This window comes from Actinomycetaceae bacterium MB13-C1-2 (genome assembly GCA_035621235.1).
Classification (GTDB): Bacteria; Actinomycetota; Actinomycetes; order Actinomycetales; family Actinomycetaceae; genus Scrofimicrobium.
On record CP141731.1, the window covers coordinates 2,218,771 to 2,234,640 of the forward strand.

A 15,870-nucleotide genomic window follows, 5' to 3' on the forward strand; every position below is an offset into this window, starting at 1 on the left:
GGAGTGGCGCACCGGCAGATATGCTCAACTGAACCCACCCACAGAGCGCGCCAGGGGCGAGTATCCGCCAGAGTGGCACGCTCATTTCCTGGCATCCGCAGATTTCTTACGCTGATTTCGAGACTCTTTACTCTTGATACACCAGGCTGGTCACCTCTGATTCGTGAATGACACGATCTTCCATGGGTTCCGCGTCATCGAAACTGCCACGTTCCTTGTCGTTGAGTCCCGTTGAGGGCCATTTGTAGCGTTATCCCTGACTGAACTGGTGACGCTTGCCTCCGCAGTGATCGTGCTGGCATCACACAGTCTTTCAATCACCTCAACTTCGTAATCGGGGGCCACGATTCCCCTGCTATTCCCGGCTTCCTCAAGTATTCGAGCATCGATCAGAAAGAGGTTTTCCGACTCGATTTCTCTTAGCCGCGCAAGGTCTCCATGTTCGAGGGAATCTGCCCGGATCTGGAGGAGTTCTTCCAGTCGAACTTGAACCTGTTCTCTAGATGGACAAGACACGCGCGCCGCTTCGATTTGGATCGGGAGTAGCACTGCGAGCGCACCGAGGACTATCGCGGTAACGGTCACTACAGCACCTAATCGGAACCGGACCCGCTTGTGAATCGGCAGACGCTTAGTTGGGGCGAGCTCAACTGCCGGCTGATCTGCGAATAGGTTCGTGATTCGCTCAAGGTTTTGTTGCTTTGATGCGAAACCGACTTGACGCTCGTCCGAGGAGGTAGCGGACTTCTTTGCCTCAGTCACAGGGCTGTTCTTGACTCGTCGTCCGTGAGAGGAAACAGGTGACCGCGTTACCTCAGTTCCAACGCCCTCCTTCCCCTGATACTCATACGAGTGCGTTGCGCTGAGGCCGTCTATCCTGCTCCAGCCGTCTTCTCCTTCCATGTCGAAAGGGACGCAGACAAAGAAGAGTTCTCCCGACCGAGAGGTTGTCGCGCGAACCCAGACCGCTTCTACGGTCGCGAGTCCTTGGCTCGTCAGGAAAACTCGAGCGGCCTCAGGACTTCTGATTGTGGGAAAGTCGTCGCGCGAATCACTCAAATAGCCCCTTTCAGGCGCGAACTGGACAAGGGCGCCATCTTCAAAACTGTCTCCTCGTACACGAACTCTGGCGATCTGTCGGTGGTTGATTGCTGAAAGAATTTGCCAAGTTTCCTCCTCCAGCGGGCCCGGAAAAGTAAGGAACGTCCCCTCCTTGTGTCGCTGAAGCCACACAACTCCCCGGGGACGGAAGTACAGCGGTCTGCGGGATACTTCGGATGTCATGCCTTGAGTTTGAAGACTTTTGGCTACGGAGACGGATCTCTCCACTAAACCTGTTGATAACTCCCATATGTGGAGCCGTAGAATTAACCAATGTTGACCGGGTGCCCGGCGCTCTGGTCACCGCCCCGATGCCCTGTGTGTACAGGCCCTTCGGGGCAACCGTAACAACGGAGATCTCTTTTGTCTTCCCCATCTGCTTCACCCTTCGGCGCCCTGCGTCACTATCGCGAGCTACCCCCTGTTTATGGGCTCTCAAATATGCTGGTAGCGCTTATCGCCCGAACCCCCTATGCAATGCTCCCCTTGGGCATAATGACCGCTTTCACTGCTTCGTCAGGTGATCTTGCCATCGGAGGTCTCGCCTCGGGTGTCTTTTCGATTGCCGTAGCGATTTGTTCCCCTCTGGTCGGGCGAGCTGCAGATCTATGGGGTCAACGTCGAACGCTGCTTACCCTGGTGCCCCTGAACTCGGTCGCACTTCTTGGCCTGTTCTGGGCGGCGAGTACCGGGATATTCGGTGTTCCGCTACTTGCTATGTGCGTGTTCGCGGGCGCAACGGTCGTTCCAGTTGGTTCATTCACCAGAGCCAAGTGGGTCTCGTTTGGCACCAGCGCAAGGGTCCTTAACGCCGCCTTCTCATACGAGTCAATGGCAGACGAGATGCTCTTTGTTCTAGGGCCCGCACTGGTTGGTATTGCTGCGTCGCTGGCAGCTCCCGCAGCGCCACTCCTTCTTGCCTTCGTTTTCATGGCTGTTGCTGGAACGGCGTTTGCGCTTACTTCTCCCCGATCCCTTGAGACAGTAGCCCCAGAGCCAAAGCAGACCGACACGGCAAACAGCCGCCCGGCCATCTTCGTGGTTATTCGTGCCGTTCTTCCCGCAATCATTACCCTCATGTCAATCGGCATGTTCTTTGGTGCGACCCAGGCAGGAACAACCGCTCGTGCGGACCTACTCGGGGTGAACTCCCAGGCGGGTCTCATCTATGCAGTCATGGGCATCGGCTCGGCTCTAGCGTCTTTGGCAGTCGTCATGCTTCCAGCGGCTTTCCGTGTCCCGTGGCGCCTAATTACCTTTGCTATCGGCATGGCCGTATCGATCTCTGTCGTCGCGTCGCTTACCACGATCCCGGCAACAGTAGGATGGCTTGCGCTTACTGGCATATTCGTTGGCCCGACCATGGTGACTGCGTTTACCGTGGCCGAACACCTGGCGCCCCGCGGCGGAATTTCTGTCGCAATGACTCTCATGCAGTCATCCGTCACCGTTGGGGTTTCTCTGGGATCGACAATCGGCGGATCCGTTGCTCAGAATCTCGGTCCTCAACCCGCATATTTCCTGGGCGCTATTGCCTCCGTGATCATCATTGTGGTGGGAGGCGTTCTTCTTCTGCCCTCGTATCAGAAGCGTCACCGCGACGCGGAGTAACCGGACCTGCGGATCACTTGTAGAATAAGAAATCATGGCTAAGAACACTGACACCGCTGCCCCGAAGAAGCGTCGCTGGTACGAGAACTTTGTTGATGCTTACAAGGTAATCAAGCGCACCTACAGCTGGTTTCCCTTCCTATTAATCGCGGCGCCAATAATCATTATTGGACTTGGCGTTCTGGGTGGATTTGTTTTCCACTCCATGGTGTTCTGGGTGATCAGCGGTGTCATGCTAGCGATCATCGCGGACATGGCCCTCTTGGCGTTCCTGCTACGACCTGCCATGTACAAGCAGATTGACGGCAAGGTCGGATCGGTCTATGCGGTTATCAGCCAGATCAAACGAGGCTGGGACATCGAAGAAGAACCTGTTGCGGTCAACAAAACTCAAGACCTAGTATGGCGACTCGTTGGTCGACCAGGGGTTGTTCTGATCTCAGAGGGTCCATCGAACCGAGTGTTGCCGTTGCTTCAGAATGAGAAACGCAAGGTATCTCGCGCCATCACCAATGTTCCTGTTGTATTCATTCAGGTTGGACATGACGAGGGTCAGGTGCCCCTCACGAAACTAAACAGGAAACTCAAAAGCCTTAAAAAGGTGCTGACTAAGCATGAGGTTCCGGCAGTCGCCAACCGTCTCAATGCGCTGTCCTCGAAAGCCCTACCCATCCCTAAGGGCGTCGATCCCTACAAGACTCGAACTAATCGGAAGGCAATGCGCGGCTAGTCGCTACTGCGCACTCCGCTATGTGAGATCACTGGCGCATACTATGCAGAGACATGCATACTTATGGGGTTCAACATTCTATGGAGGATCCCATGCGGAAACTTATTCCATTTGCCGCGACCGTCGTAGCCGCCCTATCGCTCACCGCCTGCTCTGACCCGAGTGCCCCCGAAGCCAACGAACCCACCGAGACCGGAGAGTCCGGCGAAGTCGTTGAGGCTTTTGACCCCATGACCATAGAGGTTGTCCCTGACATCGCCGATATGGTCCCTGCGAGCGTTGCTGAGAGGGGCCAGCTACGTAACGGCGCCTCGACAGACTACGCGCCCGGCGAGTTCCGTGAGAATGGCGTTCCAGTCGGATACGACATTCAGATTGTCCAAGCGCTCGGCCAGGTCATGGGCTTGGAAGGAACCACGCAACATGCCGAGTTCCCCACCATCATTCCGGCACTTGGCGCGAAGTTCGACATTGGTGCTTCCTCCTTCACCATTAATCCTGAACGTCTTGAACAGGTAAACATGGTCTCTTATCTCCAGGTCGGTTCTGCGTTCGCTGTGAAGACTGGGAACCCCTCAAAGTTCGATCCCTCAGACCCTTGCGGATCGATTATCGGCGTTCAGAACGGCACCTATCAGCAGGTGCTTGCCGAGGAGTGGTCCCAGCAGTGCGAAGCGGATGGCAAGGAGCCGATTACCGTCAATCCCCTGGATCTACAAACTGACGTGACGGTCAAAGTCGTTGGCGGACTCTGGGATGCGACCTTCGCAGACTCCCCCGTCATTGGGTACTCAGTTGCAAACTCAAATGGCGATCTTGAGCAGATCGGTGATGTTATCGAATCCGAGCCGCAGGGAATCGCCATCGCGAAGGACGACGAGCAACTTACCGTTGCAGTCCAGGCGGCAATGCAGTACCTGATGGACGAGGGCTACCTTGAGCAGATTCTAGGCAACTTCGGCTCCGAGGCTATCGGACTAAGCAAGGCAGAGATCAACCCTGGTCAGTAGGCCAAAACTAATGACAACGACTTCCTCAACTCAAACTGAATCGCCAGTCAAGTTGATTAACGCCCGCCCAGTTCCCCATCCGGGGCGCTGGGTGGGTGCGGCAATCCTGCTGGTATTCGTAGCAATGATCGTCAATGGCCTGGTCAAGAACCCAGTCTTCCAGTGGGACATGGTCTTGAGTTGGCTTTTTTCCAAGACCATCATGCAGGCCATCATTCACACCCTGATTTTGACCGCCGGCGCGATGATCCTTGGAACGATAATCGCGATTGCTATGGCGGTTATGCGTCAATCGCCCAACCCAATTATGCGAGGGGTAGCCACCTTCTACATCTGGTTTTTCCGCGGCACCCCCGTTTATACGCAGCTCATCTTTTGGTCGCTGTTGCCGGTAATCCTGCCGACACTTTCAATTGGTATTCCATTCGGGCCAGAGTTCGTGACGTTCGAAACAACGAAGGTCATCACCATTTTCTGGATGGCGCTGTTGGGCCTCGGTTTTAATGAGGGCGCCTACCTGGCCGAGATAATCCGCGCCGGACTCAATTCGGTGGACAAAGGGCAGTGGGAAGCCGCCACCGCGCTCGGAATGTCACGAACTCAGATCATGGCACGTATCGTCATGCCGCAAGCGATGAGAGTTATTGTTCCGCCGCTGGGCAACGAAACCATCTCAATGCTGAAGACAACTTCGCTCGTTTCCGCAATCCCCTACATCTACGAACTGACCTTCGTCGCCCGCGACCTTGGTCAGAGGATGTTCGCTCCAGTTCCGATGCTACTCACGGCGGCAATCTGGTATCTGGTGATCACATCGGTTCTCATGGTGATCCAGCACTACATCGAACGCCATTTCGGTAAGGGCTACGCAGAGAATGCCTCTGCAACAAAGGGCAAGGAAGTCCCTGGCGAACAAGAGGATATTGATGGCCAGATGCACAATGAAATGCTTTTCTTGGACGTGACGCCATGACCGAGGTCGGGATAGAGATAAGCGCTCCCATGGTCAAGGTCAGAGGCGTTCACAAGTTCTTCGGAGACCTCCACGTACTGAAGGGCATTGACCTAACGGTGAAGCCAGGTGAGGTCTGTGTGATACTCGGACCCTCCGGCTCCGGCAAGTCAACGCTTCTTCGCTGTATCAATGAACTCGAACTTATTTCTGCGGGCCGAATCTGGGTCGGCGGTGAGCTTATGGGACTTCGCACTAAGCCGGGAAAAGACGGCGAAGAGGTCCTGTATCGTCTAAAAGACTCCGAGATTGCGAAGCAACGGAGCAGCATTGGAATGGTATTCCAACGATTTAACCTATTCCCCCAGATGACCGCCCTCCGCAACGTCATGGAAGCCCCGATCCACGTCAAAAAAGTGCATAAAAAAGAAGCTGAGGCAAAAGCACTTGAGTTGCTAGACCGAGTCGGGCTGGGCGACCGAACCGACCACTATCCTGGACAGTTGTCGGGTGGGCAACAGCAGCGAGTGGCAATCGCGCGGGCACTGGCGATGGAACCCGAGTTGATGCTATTTGATGAGCCTACCTCGGCACTCGACCCCGAGCTGGTCGGCGAAGTTCTTGGCGTGATGAAAGATCTGGCCGAGGGTGGAATGACCATGATCGTCGTGACTCACGAAGTCGGATTTGCTCGGGAGGTTGCAGATCACGTCGTCTTCATGGACGACGGCAAGATCGTTGAACAGGGCACACCCGCTCAAGTTATCGACAACCCAACTGAGCAACGAACCAAGGACTTCTTCTCAAAGGTCCTCTAGCTCCGAGAAATCCAGGGAGAACACTCGGTACGCTAGGGCGTACCTCCTAAATCTGTGCTCAGGCGAGGATGCCCGGGAAATTCGTGGTTGCAAGGCGGAAGAGGAGGCTTTGCTGGTGGCAAAGCCGACGACGACAACGTAGCAAACGCGGATTTCCCGGTCACCACAGCGAGCAGAAATTTAGGAGGTACGCCCTAGCTCCCAATGCACACAAATACCCGGGGTCACCGTCCTAACAGAAACCGGTGACCCCGGGTATTTTTGTTACTTCTTTTCCTCGTTCTTTCCGCCGAATCCCTCGGTGATTGAGTTGAGGGCAGCGGTAAGCTCGGTGGGAATGACCCAGATCTTTGATGACTCGCCTTTAGCAAGCTCGGGAAGCATCTGCAGGTACTGATATGACAATAGGTCCGATGTCGGTTGCCCCAGGTGGATTGCCTCGAAGACCGTCTGAATTGCCTTCGCCTGTCCATCAGCAACGGTGACTGCCGCGCTCGCCTCGCCTTCGGCCTTGAGAATCTGTGACTGCTTCTCACCCTCGGCCCGCAGAATCTGGGACTGTCGCACCCCTTCTGACTGGAGGATTGCCGCACGCTTGTCGCGCTCAGCGCGAAGCTGTTGTTCCATCGCCTGCTGGATCGTGGGAGGCGGATCGATTGCCTTTAGCTCGACTCGGTTGACGCGAATGCCCCATTTGCCTGTTGCCTCGTCCAAGACCCCACGGAGCTGTTGGTTAATCTGGTCACGGGAAGTCAGGGTCTGTTCCAGGTCCAAAGAACCGATGACGTTGCGGAGCGTCGTAACTGTCAATTGTTCGATAGCTTGAATATAGTTGGCGATCTCATAGGTTGCAGCCATCGGATCGTTCACCTGGTAGTAGATGACCGAGTCGATAGAGACAACCACGTTATCGGCAGTAATCACCGGTTGAGGCGGGAAAGAAGTGACCTGCTCGCGCAAATCAACGTTTGCGGCCACCCGATCCACGAAAGGAATCAGGATGTGGAGGCCCGCATACATGACCGTCTGAAACTTACCCAGTCGCTCAATCACCAGGGCTCGCGACTGCGGTACAACCCGCACCGCACGCACCACAACGATAACGACCAGAAGAATGACTAGAAGCACCAAAATCCAAATGCCTAGACCGTCCATTTACTGCTCCTGTCTTGGTTTACTAACAAAGGTCTTAGAGCTCCGGCTCAAGTGGGACGCTGCTGGGCGGCAGGGCAACCTGTTCACTGAAAGGGCCGACCACGGCGGTCGCGCCGTCAATCTGTACCACCCGGACTTCGCTTCCTACCGGGAACGTTGCACCATCTTGACCACGAGCGGACCAAACTTCACCACCGATGCGCACCCGTCCGGCTTCCCCGATCAAAGGGGCCATGACGACCGCCGTCTTGCCCAGGTACGCGCGGGCATTGGTGTCGATGTCAGGGGTTGAGTTTTGCAGGAGTCTACGAGCCCACGGCCTAACCAGGACCAGAAGCACAACTGCGGCCACAGCAAAGGCAATTACCTGCACGGCCACTGCGCCCCCAAATGCACCAAATCCTCCTGCGACGATCGCGGCAAGGGCAAGCGTCAAGAAAAAGAAATCCATCGTAAGTAGCTCGAGCATTCCCAGCACCAACGCCGCACCGAGCCAGATGAGCCACCACATTTGATTCTCCTCGCGTCGTCCAACACAACTAACAGTAGCGGAGTGCGAACCTCATCTGAATATAGCCGTTGCCCACCAGCGGTCGTTTCGCTTTTCTACTTCCAGCGGAAGCCCGAACGTCTCGGAAAGATTAGCCGAGGTAAGGATCGAATCCAGTTCCCCACTTGCAACTACTCGGCCCTGGCTCAGAAGTACACCGTGGCTGAAGCCGGGCGCGATTTCTTCGAGCTCATGGGTGATCATGATGACGGTGGGAGCATTTCGATCAGCCATGATCTCACTGAGCGCCCTAACCAACATCTCCCTGGCGCCAAGATCCAAACCGGCAGTCGGCTCATCGAGGATGACTATCTCTGGATCTGCCATTAGCGCCCGAGCGATCGAAACCCTCTGCTTTTCTCCCTCGGATAAACTTCCATAGCGACGATCCGCGAGTCTGCCGACGCCGAGAGCGGCCAGCAGGTCCATCGCCCGCCGCTCATCAATCTCCTCGTACTCTTCAGTAAAGCGCGTCGTTTGTCCCCAGGCTGCGGGTAGCACCAAAGAAAGTACCTTAGAAGCTCCTGAGAGACGTTCACGAACATCAGATGACGCGAACCCCACCTGCGACGCAAGATAGGTTGACTCGATTTCACGCGTATCCTGACCGAGGACATTGACGGATCCAGAAGTCGGAATCTCAAGGCCGGCAATCAGCCTGGCAACCGTTGTTTTTCCAGCACCGTTCGGCCCAACGATGACCCAGTGTTGCCCACTCTCTACTGCCAGGTCGAGCTCACTGAGAATTGTCCCCCCGGACAGCTCAACGTCAACACCCTGCAGCTGCGCTGCTAATGTCATCAGGAGTCCTTACCCTTCACTAGTGACTCATAGAGTTCAAAGGTCTGCTTACCAATCGCTTCCCAAGAGAAAAGCTCGCGCGCCCGTTCAAGGCCCGCCTGACCCATGCGCTTCGCCCTGTCAGGATCATCCAGCACCCTAACGAGTGCTGCCGCGAAGTCCGCCTCAAACCGCCTTGGCTCTAGCGGCGTTCCAGTTCCGTCCTGCGCCTGCTCGATTGGGACGAGGTAGCCTGTCTCACCATCAACAATAACGTCCGGAATGCCCCCGGTCTTAGTCCCGACCACGGGAAGCCCTATCGCCATTGCCTCAAGATTCACGATGCCAAGAGGCTCATAGATCGAGGGTGTGGCGAATACATCAGCCCCCGCCAGTACCGCGACCAGTTGATCATGAGGAAGCATCTCGGTAATCAGGACGATTCCAGTTCGCTTCTTCTGTAAATCCTCAATCAGCTCCTCGACCTCGGCCGCAATTTCCGGGGTGTCCGGGGCTCCCGCACAAAGTACAACCTGGACGTCCTCAGGGAGCATCTCTACCGCGCGCAAGAATCCGGGCAGGCCCTTTTGGCGAGTGATTCGTCCAACGAATACAACCGTTCGCCTGTTTGGATCAATTCCAAGGTCGGCGCGAACCTGTTTAGCTGCCTTCTCCGCCTCAGCAGTATCGGGTCGATGCCACTTCGCCAGATCGATTCCGTTATGGATTACCTTTACTCGATCTGAATCAATCGCCGGGTAGGCCCTGAGAATGTCATCTTTCATTCCGTTAGAAACGGCGATTATCGCATCGGCGTTCTCGTACCCAACTCTCTCTGCGAAAGAGGATACGCGGTATCCACCCCCGAGTTGTTCTGCTTTCCAGGGACGTAAGGGTTCGAGGGAGTGCGCCGAAATTACCAGCGGCACGTCAAAGAGTAACTTCCCCAGGTAGCCTGCAAAAGTCGTGTACCAAGTGTGAGCGTGAAGCAGATCGGTTCCAGCCATACCATCGGTCATTTCGAGGTTTACCCCGAGTGTCTTCACCGCGCCATTTGCTGATTCAAGCTCTGGAAGATCGCCGTAGCCGATGACTCCCGGCTCGGTTCCAGCCTCGCCTTCAACGCGAGGTCCATCGAAGGCCAAGACCCTAAGATCAACCATTGGACGTAGCACTTTGGCTAGCTCGTTGACGTGGACTCCAGCTCCACCGTAAATGAAGGGCGGGTACTCCCTGGTAAGAAGATCAACTCGCACGATTACCGTCCTCGGTCGGCCGATGGGTTTGAGTCCAATCATATCTAGTTCTCGGGCTTTCCCTCCCAAAACGGGTTTCCTGGCTATGCTTGAAGCATGGCAAAGAAGCGTGTTCTGGCAATCGTCCTTGCAGGTGGTGAAGGCAAGCGACTCATGCCTCTTACTGAAGACCGAGCGAAGCCCGCTGTACCGTTTGGCGGGAATTATCGGCTGATCGACTTTTCACTTTCAAACCTGGTCAACTCGGGACTAACGAAGATTCTTGTACTGACTCAGTACAAGTCCCACTCGCTAGATCGCCACATTGCAACCGCCTGGCAGCTCTCTCCCCTGCTCGGCAACTATGTGACTCCGATGCCGGCCCAGCAACGACGCGGACCGCACTGGTACATGGGTTCAGCAGATGCCATTTATCAATCGCTCAACGCTGTTTACGATGAGCGCCCAGACTATGTGGTTATCACCGGTGCGGACAATATCTACCGCATGGACTTCTCACAAATGCTGAAGCACCACATAGACTCCGAAGCCCCTGCGACCATCGCTGGAATCCGCCAGCCCCTTGAACTCGCTGATCAGTTCGGCGTTATCAAGGCCAAAGACGGCATGGTTGAAGAATTTCAGGAGAAGCCCAAGGACGCGGTCGGACTCGAGGATGATCCGACAAAAGTACTTGCGTCTATGGGCAACTACATTTTCACCACTGACGCGTTGGTAGAAGCACTGCGGGTCGACGCGAAGAATGCCCGCTCTAAGCACGACATGGGAGGGAACATTGTCCCGTGGTTCGTAGAGAAGGGCGAATGCGGCGTCTACGACTTCATCGACAACAACGTTCCTGGCTCCACCGAGCGCGACCGCGACTATTGGCGTGATGTCGGAACCATTGACGCATTCTTCGATGCAAACCAAGATCTGATCGCGATCACCCCGGTGTTCAACCTTTACAACTTTGACTGGCCGGTGCTGACGGCCAGTGAGCCGCTTCCTCCAGTGAAGTTCGTCCACGGTGAGCACGGCTCGCGTCTAGGACACGCGATCAACTCCCTCGTATCCCAGTCGGTGATTATCTCCGGAGGTGAGGTCTACTCTTCGGTTCTGTCTCCCATGGTCTCCGTTCACTCCTGGGCACAGGTCCAAGACGCCATAATCATGCACGGGGCTCGCGTGGGCAGGCGCGCAAGGGTGCGTCGCGCAATCCTAGACAAGAATGTGGTTGTGGAAGAAGACGCTCAGATTGGGTTCGACCACGAGTACGATCGTGAACGTGGAATGACAGTTACGGAGTCAGGCATCGTCGTTGCCCCCAAGGGCCTTATAGTCAAGAAATGACGTTTGAGAGAATTGCTTTCGGTCCTGCAGACATACTGATCCCCCGGGACTGCGATCTAACGCTGTGGTCAGTGGTTGCCTGTGATCAATACACTTCCGAACCAGCGTACTGGCAGCGGGTGAACGAACGTGTCGGGAGTAGTCCGTCGACCCTGAGAATGATCCTTCCGGAGGCTTCGCTAGAAGGGCCGAACGTTGCGGAGGACATAAGGGCGATAAACGAGACAATGTCGCAGTACCTTGACGACAACCGCTTTGTGACACTGCCCGATTCGATGATTTATGTGGAGCGACGTCTTGATGACGGTCGAGTTCGCAAGGGCCTAGTAGGAGTAGTTGATCTGCAACAGTACGACTACCATCCGGGTTCTGACAGCATGGTTCGCGCTACAGAGGGTACGGTCTTAGAACGCATTCCTCCTCGCGTTGAAGTACGAAAAAATGCTCCGATCGAACTCCCTCACGTGATGTTGCTCTGCGACGATCCAGAACGCACGGTGATTGAACCTCTGGAATCTGAAAAGAACCAGATGAACCCCGTCTACGACTTTGACCTAATGGAGCGCGGCGGCCACATCTCCGGCTGGCAACTAAACCTTGAGCAACTGAAGCACGTCTCTGATGCTCTTGTCTCACTCGGCAAGCCAGAATCCTTCGCTACCCGCTACCGGGCCGATGGGATGCCTGTCATCGTCTTCGCTGTCGGGGATGGCAACCATTCGCTGGCTACCGCCAAAGAGTGCTACGAACAACAAAAGGCCATGACTCCAGAGGAAGAGTGGGACTCACTTCCCTCCCGGTATGCTCTTTGCGAACTGGTTAATCTGCACGATGATTCTCTGGAGTTCGAGCCGATTCATCGGGTTATCTTCGATGTGGACTTCGAGGAGCTATTGGCTGATCTTGTCAGCGCCTATCCCGGAGCCTACCTGGATGAGAGCCAGGGCCGAGACGAGACGCAGCGACAAGACCACGGCCACACCCTCATCTACTCTGTCGGCGCTCAGACCGGAACCATTACGGTTCCAAATCCCACACAGCAACTTGAGGTCGGAACGCTCCAGACATTCCTAGACTCCTGGCTTGCCAAGCACCCGGAGGCGCGAATCGACTACGTTCACGGCGCTGATGTTGCAAAGAAACTGGCAGAAGAGCCGAACACCCTAGCTTTCCTTCTACCTGGAATGGGGAAGGGCTCGTTGTTCGAGGCCGTAATCCACGACGGCGTCCTCCCCCGAAAGACCTTCTCCATGGGCGAAAGCCACGACAAACGCTTCTACCTCGAAGCCCGGAGAATCCAAAACTAGGACCAATACAAGGACACTCCCAATGCCGAAGCACACCCTCATCATCGTTAGGCACGCGAAGGCCCAGGACTACGCTTCTGGCACCGATGACAAACGAGCCCTGACCAATGCGGGAAAAGTACAGGCACGGAAACTCGGAATAGCGCTAAGGTCGGCCCTTGCTGGGCTGGACGACGCATTTATTTCTCCCGCTACCCGCGCAAGGCAGACCTGGGAAGCTCTTTCATCTGGCTCTGGCGTCGATCCGGCGACAGTCAACATTCACGTTGAACCCGTGATCTACTCAGCGTCTCCCAGCCAGATTTGGGACGCCGTACGAATCGAATCAACGGGAACTACTTCAATCGTCGTTGGACATGAGCCCACGGTCTCTGAACTAGCGCGCCGCCTACTGAAAGAGGACGAGGACAGCCCTGTTTCATGGGGCATGCCCACGGGGTCGGCCATCGTCATTTCTAGTGATAGAGACTGGAACGAGTGGCATCCTCACTGTGCTGATCTCGAGGGCTTCGAACATGTTTCGCACGCATAGAGACGCGGGAGCAGAACCTTGGCACTAGCACCGGGACCTAGCGAGTTCGCTTGCTCTGCACGCGAGTGCAGGGAACCCGCAAAGTGGCGTATCGACTGGTCGAATCCAGCAATCCACTACGGAAGAGGCAAAACCTGGCTCGCCTGCGATAACCACTTGAACGAGCTAGAGGGCTACTTCAAATACCGAAACTTCCCGTACAAGATCTCCGCATTCGAGAAACCGTAACTTCCGCAAGTGGGACCATAGCATTTCGCCCAGAATCACCCACGGTAGACCGAGCATTGTCCGGGTTGCGGACACTGAACTGCGGTAGCTACCGAACCGTCACCAGTTCCAAGTAGTCCTCGTCCCAAAGGTCCTCGTCCCCCTCAGGCAACAGCAGAACCCGTTCCGGGCCAAGTGCCTCAACGGCACCGGGATCGTGACTCACCAAAATCACGGCTCCCGCGAAGCTAGCGAGCGCCTTCAGAATTTCTTCGCGTGAAGCTGGATCAAGGTTGTTTGTCGGTTCGTCAAGCAATAGCACGTTCGCGGCGGAGATAACTAGGGTCGCCAGGGCCAGCCTGGTCTTTTCCCCACCGGACAGCACTGCTACCGGCTTAGCAATATCATCCGCTCCGAAGAGGAACTGGCCAAGGACACTTCGCAGTTCAGTCTCGTCTAGATCGGGGGCCGCGGCGGCCAGAGTCTCGCGCACCGTCGCCGAGGGATCGAGTGTGTCGTGTTCTTGCGCGTAGTAGCCGAGCTTTAGCCCGTGTCCCGCAACAACCTCACCCATGTCGGGTGTCTCAACGCCAGCGAGTATCCTCAATAGCGTCGTCTTTCCGGCACCATTCTGCCCGAGAATCGCCACCTTTGCTCCACGATCGATCGCTAGATCAAGGCCGGTAAAGACCTCGAGCGAGCCGTATGACTTCGACAGGCCCTCTGCCGTGAGAGGAACTTTACCGCACGCGGCGGGGTCAGGGAACCTAATTTTGGCGACTTTCTCTTTAGCCTTCTCGGCCCCTGCTTTCTGGCGGAGTTCTTCAGCGCGGCGAAGCATCTGCTGGGCCGCCACCGCCTTAGTGGCCTTAGCGCGCATCTTGTCACCCTGAGCCTGGAGGACTTCTGCCTTTTTGAGCGCGCCCGCGCGTTCCTTGCGACGGCGACGTTCGTCGTCTCGACGCTGTTCAAGGTAGGCATCCCAGCCAAGATGATAGACCTCGAGCTCTGCCTCGTTCGCGTCAAGATGGAAAACTCTATTGACGGTGTCCTGAAGCAGGCCCACGTCGTGACTAATCATCAAAACTCCGCCAGAGTAGGCGCGAATCCAATCGCGAAGCCAGATGATTGAGTCATGGTCCAGGTGGTTCGTCGGCTCGTCAAGCAGTAGCGTTTCCGCGTTCGAGAACAGAACTCGAGCCAGTTCAACGCGTCTTCTCTGACCACCCGAAAGAGTTGCGATGTCCTGTTCTAGAGTGTGTTTTTCAAGGCCGAGGGCATCCGCGATCTGATAGGCCTCTGAACTCGCCGCCCATCCACCCGACATGGTGAATTCCTGGTCTAGACGGACATAGCGCTCCATTGCCTTCTGCTGACGAGCGCCACTTTGCGTCGACATTTCCTCTTCGGCCTTATTGATCCTGGCGATGAGCCGGTCGATCCCCCGCACGGAGAGAATCCGCGCGATCCCAGTCTTCTCTTCAGCGGGCTCGGTCGTATCCTGTGGCAGGTATGCCCAGGAACCACTGCGATTGATGGCGCCCCCGTACTCAGCGGCACCACGGTCGTCCTCGCCCGCCAGCAGACGCATCATTGTCGTTTTTCCAGCACCATTACGGCCGACCAGACCAATTTTTGAACCATTTGGGATCGCGAAGGAAACTGGATGCACCAGTTCACGAGCTCCGATTCGAAGCTCAAAGTCGGTCACGCTGATCACCCGAAGAGTCTAGCGGGGACGGGGGTGGCCCGCCTGTTCAGAGTATCGATAGGGCGTAGGCGGTGGCGATAATCACCTCGAATATCCCGCAATCGGGTATCTGCGGCAGTATGGAGCCGTGAATGAAACTACAGATGCGAACCAATGGCGTGGTACGGAGGCAAGATCGAACCGTCTTGGACCATTCACCGTGATCGTGGCTTGCTTCGTCGCAATGCTCCTCATCTCCAACGTGGCAGCAACCAAACTCATCGAGTTTGACCTCGGGGCGTTCTCACTGATCTTCGATGGCGGAGCCGTTCTCTTCCCTTTCACTTACGTTCTCGGTGACGTTTTGGCCGAGGTGTATGGCTGGGTTAGGACGCGACGCGTAGTCGTGCTCGGCTTCCTTATCAGCGCTTTGGCATCGTTGGTCTTTTTTGTAGTCCAGTTACTTCCTCCCGCCTCTGACTACGAGAACCAGGCCGCGTTCGAGGCCGTCTTGGGATTCGTCCCCCGAATAGTCGCCGCATCCCTTATGGCCTATCTGGTTGGGCAACTACTCAACGCGTACGTCCTCACTCGAATAAAGGCTCGCTGGGGCGAGCGACACCTCTGGGCGCGACTGCTCGGATCTTCCCTGGTTGGAGAGGCTGCCGACACTCTGGTTTTCTGCACAATCGCGTTCTATGGCGTCCTGACCGGCGGTCCGTTCTGGAACTATGTCCTAGTCGGCTACCTATACAAGATGGCGTTTGAGATTATCCTGCTCCCGCTCTCGTATCTTGTTATCGACAGGGTCAAGAAAGCGGAAACTCGCTAATATCTTG

15 protein-coding genes are annotated in these 15,870 nt (G+C 55.9%); 9 read left to right on the forward strand and 6 right to left on the reverse strand.

The window, feature by feature from the left end; genetic code table 11:
• Positions 1–150: 150 nt before the first annotated feature.
• The gene (locus U6G28_09905; protein ID WRS29823.1) at positions 151–1,284 is read right to left on the reverse strand and encodes a hypothetical protein; all 1,134 of its coding nucleotides are present in this window, start codon (positions 1,282–1,284) and stop codon (positions 151–153) included.
• Between the two features lie 180 nt (positions 1,285–1,464).
• Between U6G28_09905 and U6G28_09910 the strand changes: the two genes are divergently transcribed.
• The 5 genes from U6G28_09910 to U6G28_09930 all read left to right on the forward strand — a co-directional run bounded on the left by U6G28_09910 (position 1,465) and on the right by U6G28_09930 (position 6,222).
• Positions 1,465–2,712: an MFS transporter gene (locus U6G28_09910; protein WRS29824.1), complete on the forward strand. Its 1,248-nt coding sequence runs from the start codon at positions 1,465–1,467 to the stop codon at positions 2,710–2,712.
• A 34-nt stretch (positions 2,713–2,746) separates the two neighbouring features.
• Positions 2,747–3,442, forward strand: coding sequence for a DUF4191 domain-containing protein (locus U6G28_09915; protein WRS29825.1), 696 nt, complete (start codon positions 2,747–2,749; stop codon positions 3,440–3,442).
• A gap of 92 nt (positions 3,443–3,534) precedes the next feature.
• Positions 3,535–4,452, forward strand: a complete 918-nt coding sequence (locus tag U6G28_09920) for an ABC transporter substrate-binding protein (protein ID WRS29826.1) — start codon at positions 3,535–3,537, stop codon at positions 4,450–4,452.
• Positions 4,453–4,462: 10 nt separating this feature from the next.
• On the forward strand, positions 4,463–5,425 hold the full coding sequence (locus U6G28_09925) for an amino acid ABC transporter permease (protein WRS29827.1): 963 nt from the start codon (positions 4,463–4,465) through the stop codon (positions 5,423–5,425).
• On the forward strand, positions 5,422–6,222 hold the full coding sequence (locus tag U6G28_09930) for an amino acid ABC transporter ATP-binding protein (protein ID WRS29828.1): 801 nt from the start codon (positions 5,422–5,424) through the stop codon (positions 6,220–6,222). The genes U6G28_09925 and U6G28_09930 overlap by 4 nt, the downstream gene beginning before the upstream one ends.
• 264 nt (positions 6,223–6,486) lie before the next feature.
• Here U6G28_09930 and U6G28_09935 read toward each other — a convergent pair whose 3' ends face one another.
• Genes U6G28_09935 through glgA form a run of 4 tightly spaced genes read right to left on the reverse strand, consistent with a single transcriptional unit; the run spans position 6,487 to position 9,963 of the window.
• Positions 6,487–7,377, reverse strand: coding sequence for an SPFH domain-containing protein (locus tag U6G28_09935; GenBank protein ID WRS29829.1), 891 nt, complete (start codon positions 7,375–7,377; stop codon positions 6,487–6,489).
• Positions 7,378–7,411: 34 nt separating this feature from the next.
• Positions 7,412–7,888, reverse strand: a complete 477-nt coding sequence (locus tag U6G28_09940) for an NfeD family protein (GenBank protein WRS29830.1) — start codon at positions 7,886–7,888, stop codon at positions 7,412–7,414.
• Between the two features lie 51 nt (positions 7,889–7,939).
• Positions 7,940–8,728, reverse strand: a complete 789-nt coding sequence (locus U6G28_09945) for an ATP-binding cassette domain-containing protein (protein WRS29831.1) — start codon at positions 8,726–8,728, stop codon at positions 7,940–7,942.
• Positions 8,728–9,963 (reverse strand): glycogen synthase, encoded by a 1,236-nt coding sequence (gene glgA, locus U6G28_09950; protein WRS29832.1) that lies wholly within the window; start codon positions 9,961–9,963, stop codon positions 8,728–8,730. The genes U6G28_09945 and glgA overlap by 1 nt, the downstream gene beginning before the upstream one ends.
• Before the next feature lie 96 nt (positions 9,964–10,059).
• Between glgA and glgC the strand changes: the two genes are divergently transcribed.
• Genes glgC through U6G28_09965 form a run of 3 tightly spaced genes read left to right on the forward strand, consistent with a single transcriptional unit; the run spans position 10,060 to position 13,134 of the window.
• Positions 10,060–11,295, forward strand: a complete 1,236-nt coding sequence (gene glgC, locus U6G28_09955) for a glucose-1-phosphate adenylyltransferase (protein ID WRS29833.1) — start codon at positions 10,060–10,062, stop codon at positions 11,293–11,295.
• Entirely contained in the window at positions 11,292–12,602 is a 1,311-nt protein-coding gene (locus U6G28_09960) for a DUF1015 domain-containing protein (protein ID WRS29834.1), read from the forward strand. The genes glgC and U6G28_09960 overlap by 4 nt, the downstream gene beginning before the upstream one ends.
• Positions 12,603–12,624: 22 nt before the next feature.
• Entirely contained in the window at positions 12,625–13,134 is a 510-nt protein-coding gene (locus tag U6G28_09965; GenBank protein ID WRS29835.1) for a histidine phosphatase family protein, read from the forward strand.
• Positions 13,135–13,450: 316 nt separating this feature from the next.
• Here U6G28_09965 and U6G28_09970 read toward each other — a convergent pair whose 3' ends face one another.
• The gene (locus tag U6G28_09970) at positions 13,451–15,061 is read right to left on the reverse strand and encodes an ABC-F family ATP-binding cassette domain-containing protein (protein WRS29836.1); all 1,611 of its coding nucleotides are present in this window, start codon (positions 15,059–15,061) and stop codon (positions 13,451–13,453) included.
• A gap of 190 nt (positions 15,062–15,251) precedes the next feature.
• On the opposite strand from U6G28_09970, the gene U6G28_09975 reads away from it, so the two are divergent.
• Positions 15,252–15,863: a queuosine precursor transporter gene (locus tag U6G28_09975; protein WRS31231.1), complete on the forward strand. Its 612-nt coding sequence runs from the start codon at positions 15,252–15,254 to the stop codon at positions 15,861–15,863.
• Positions 15,864–15,870: the final 7 nt, after the last annotated feature.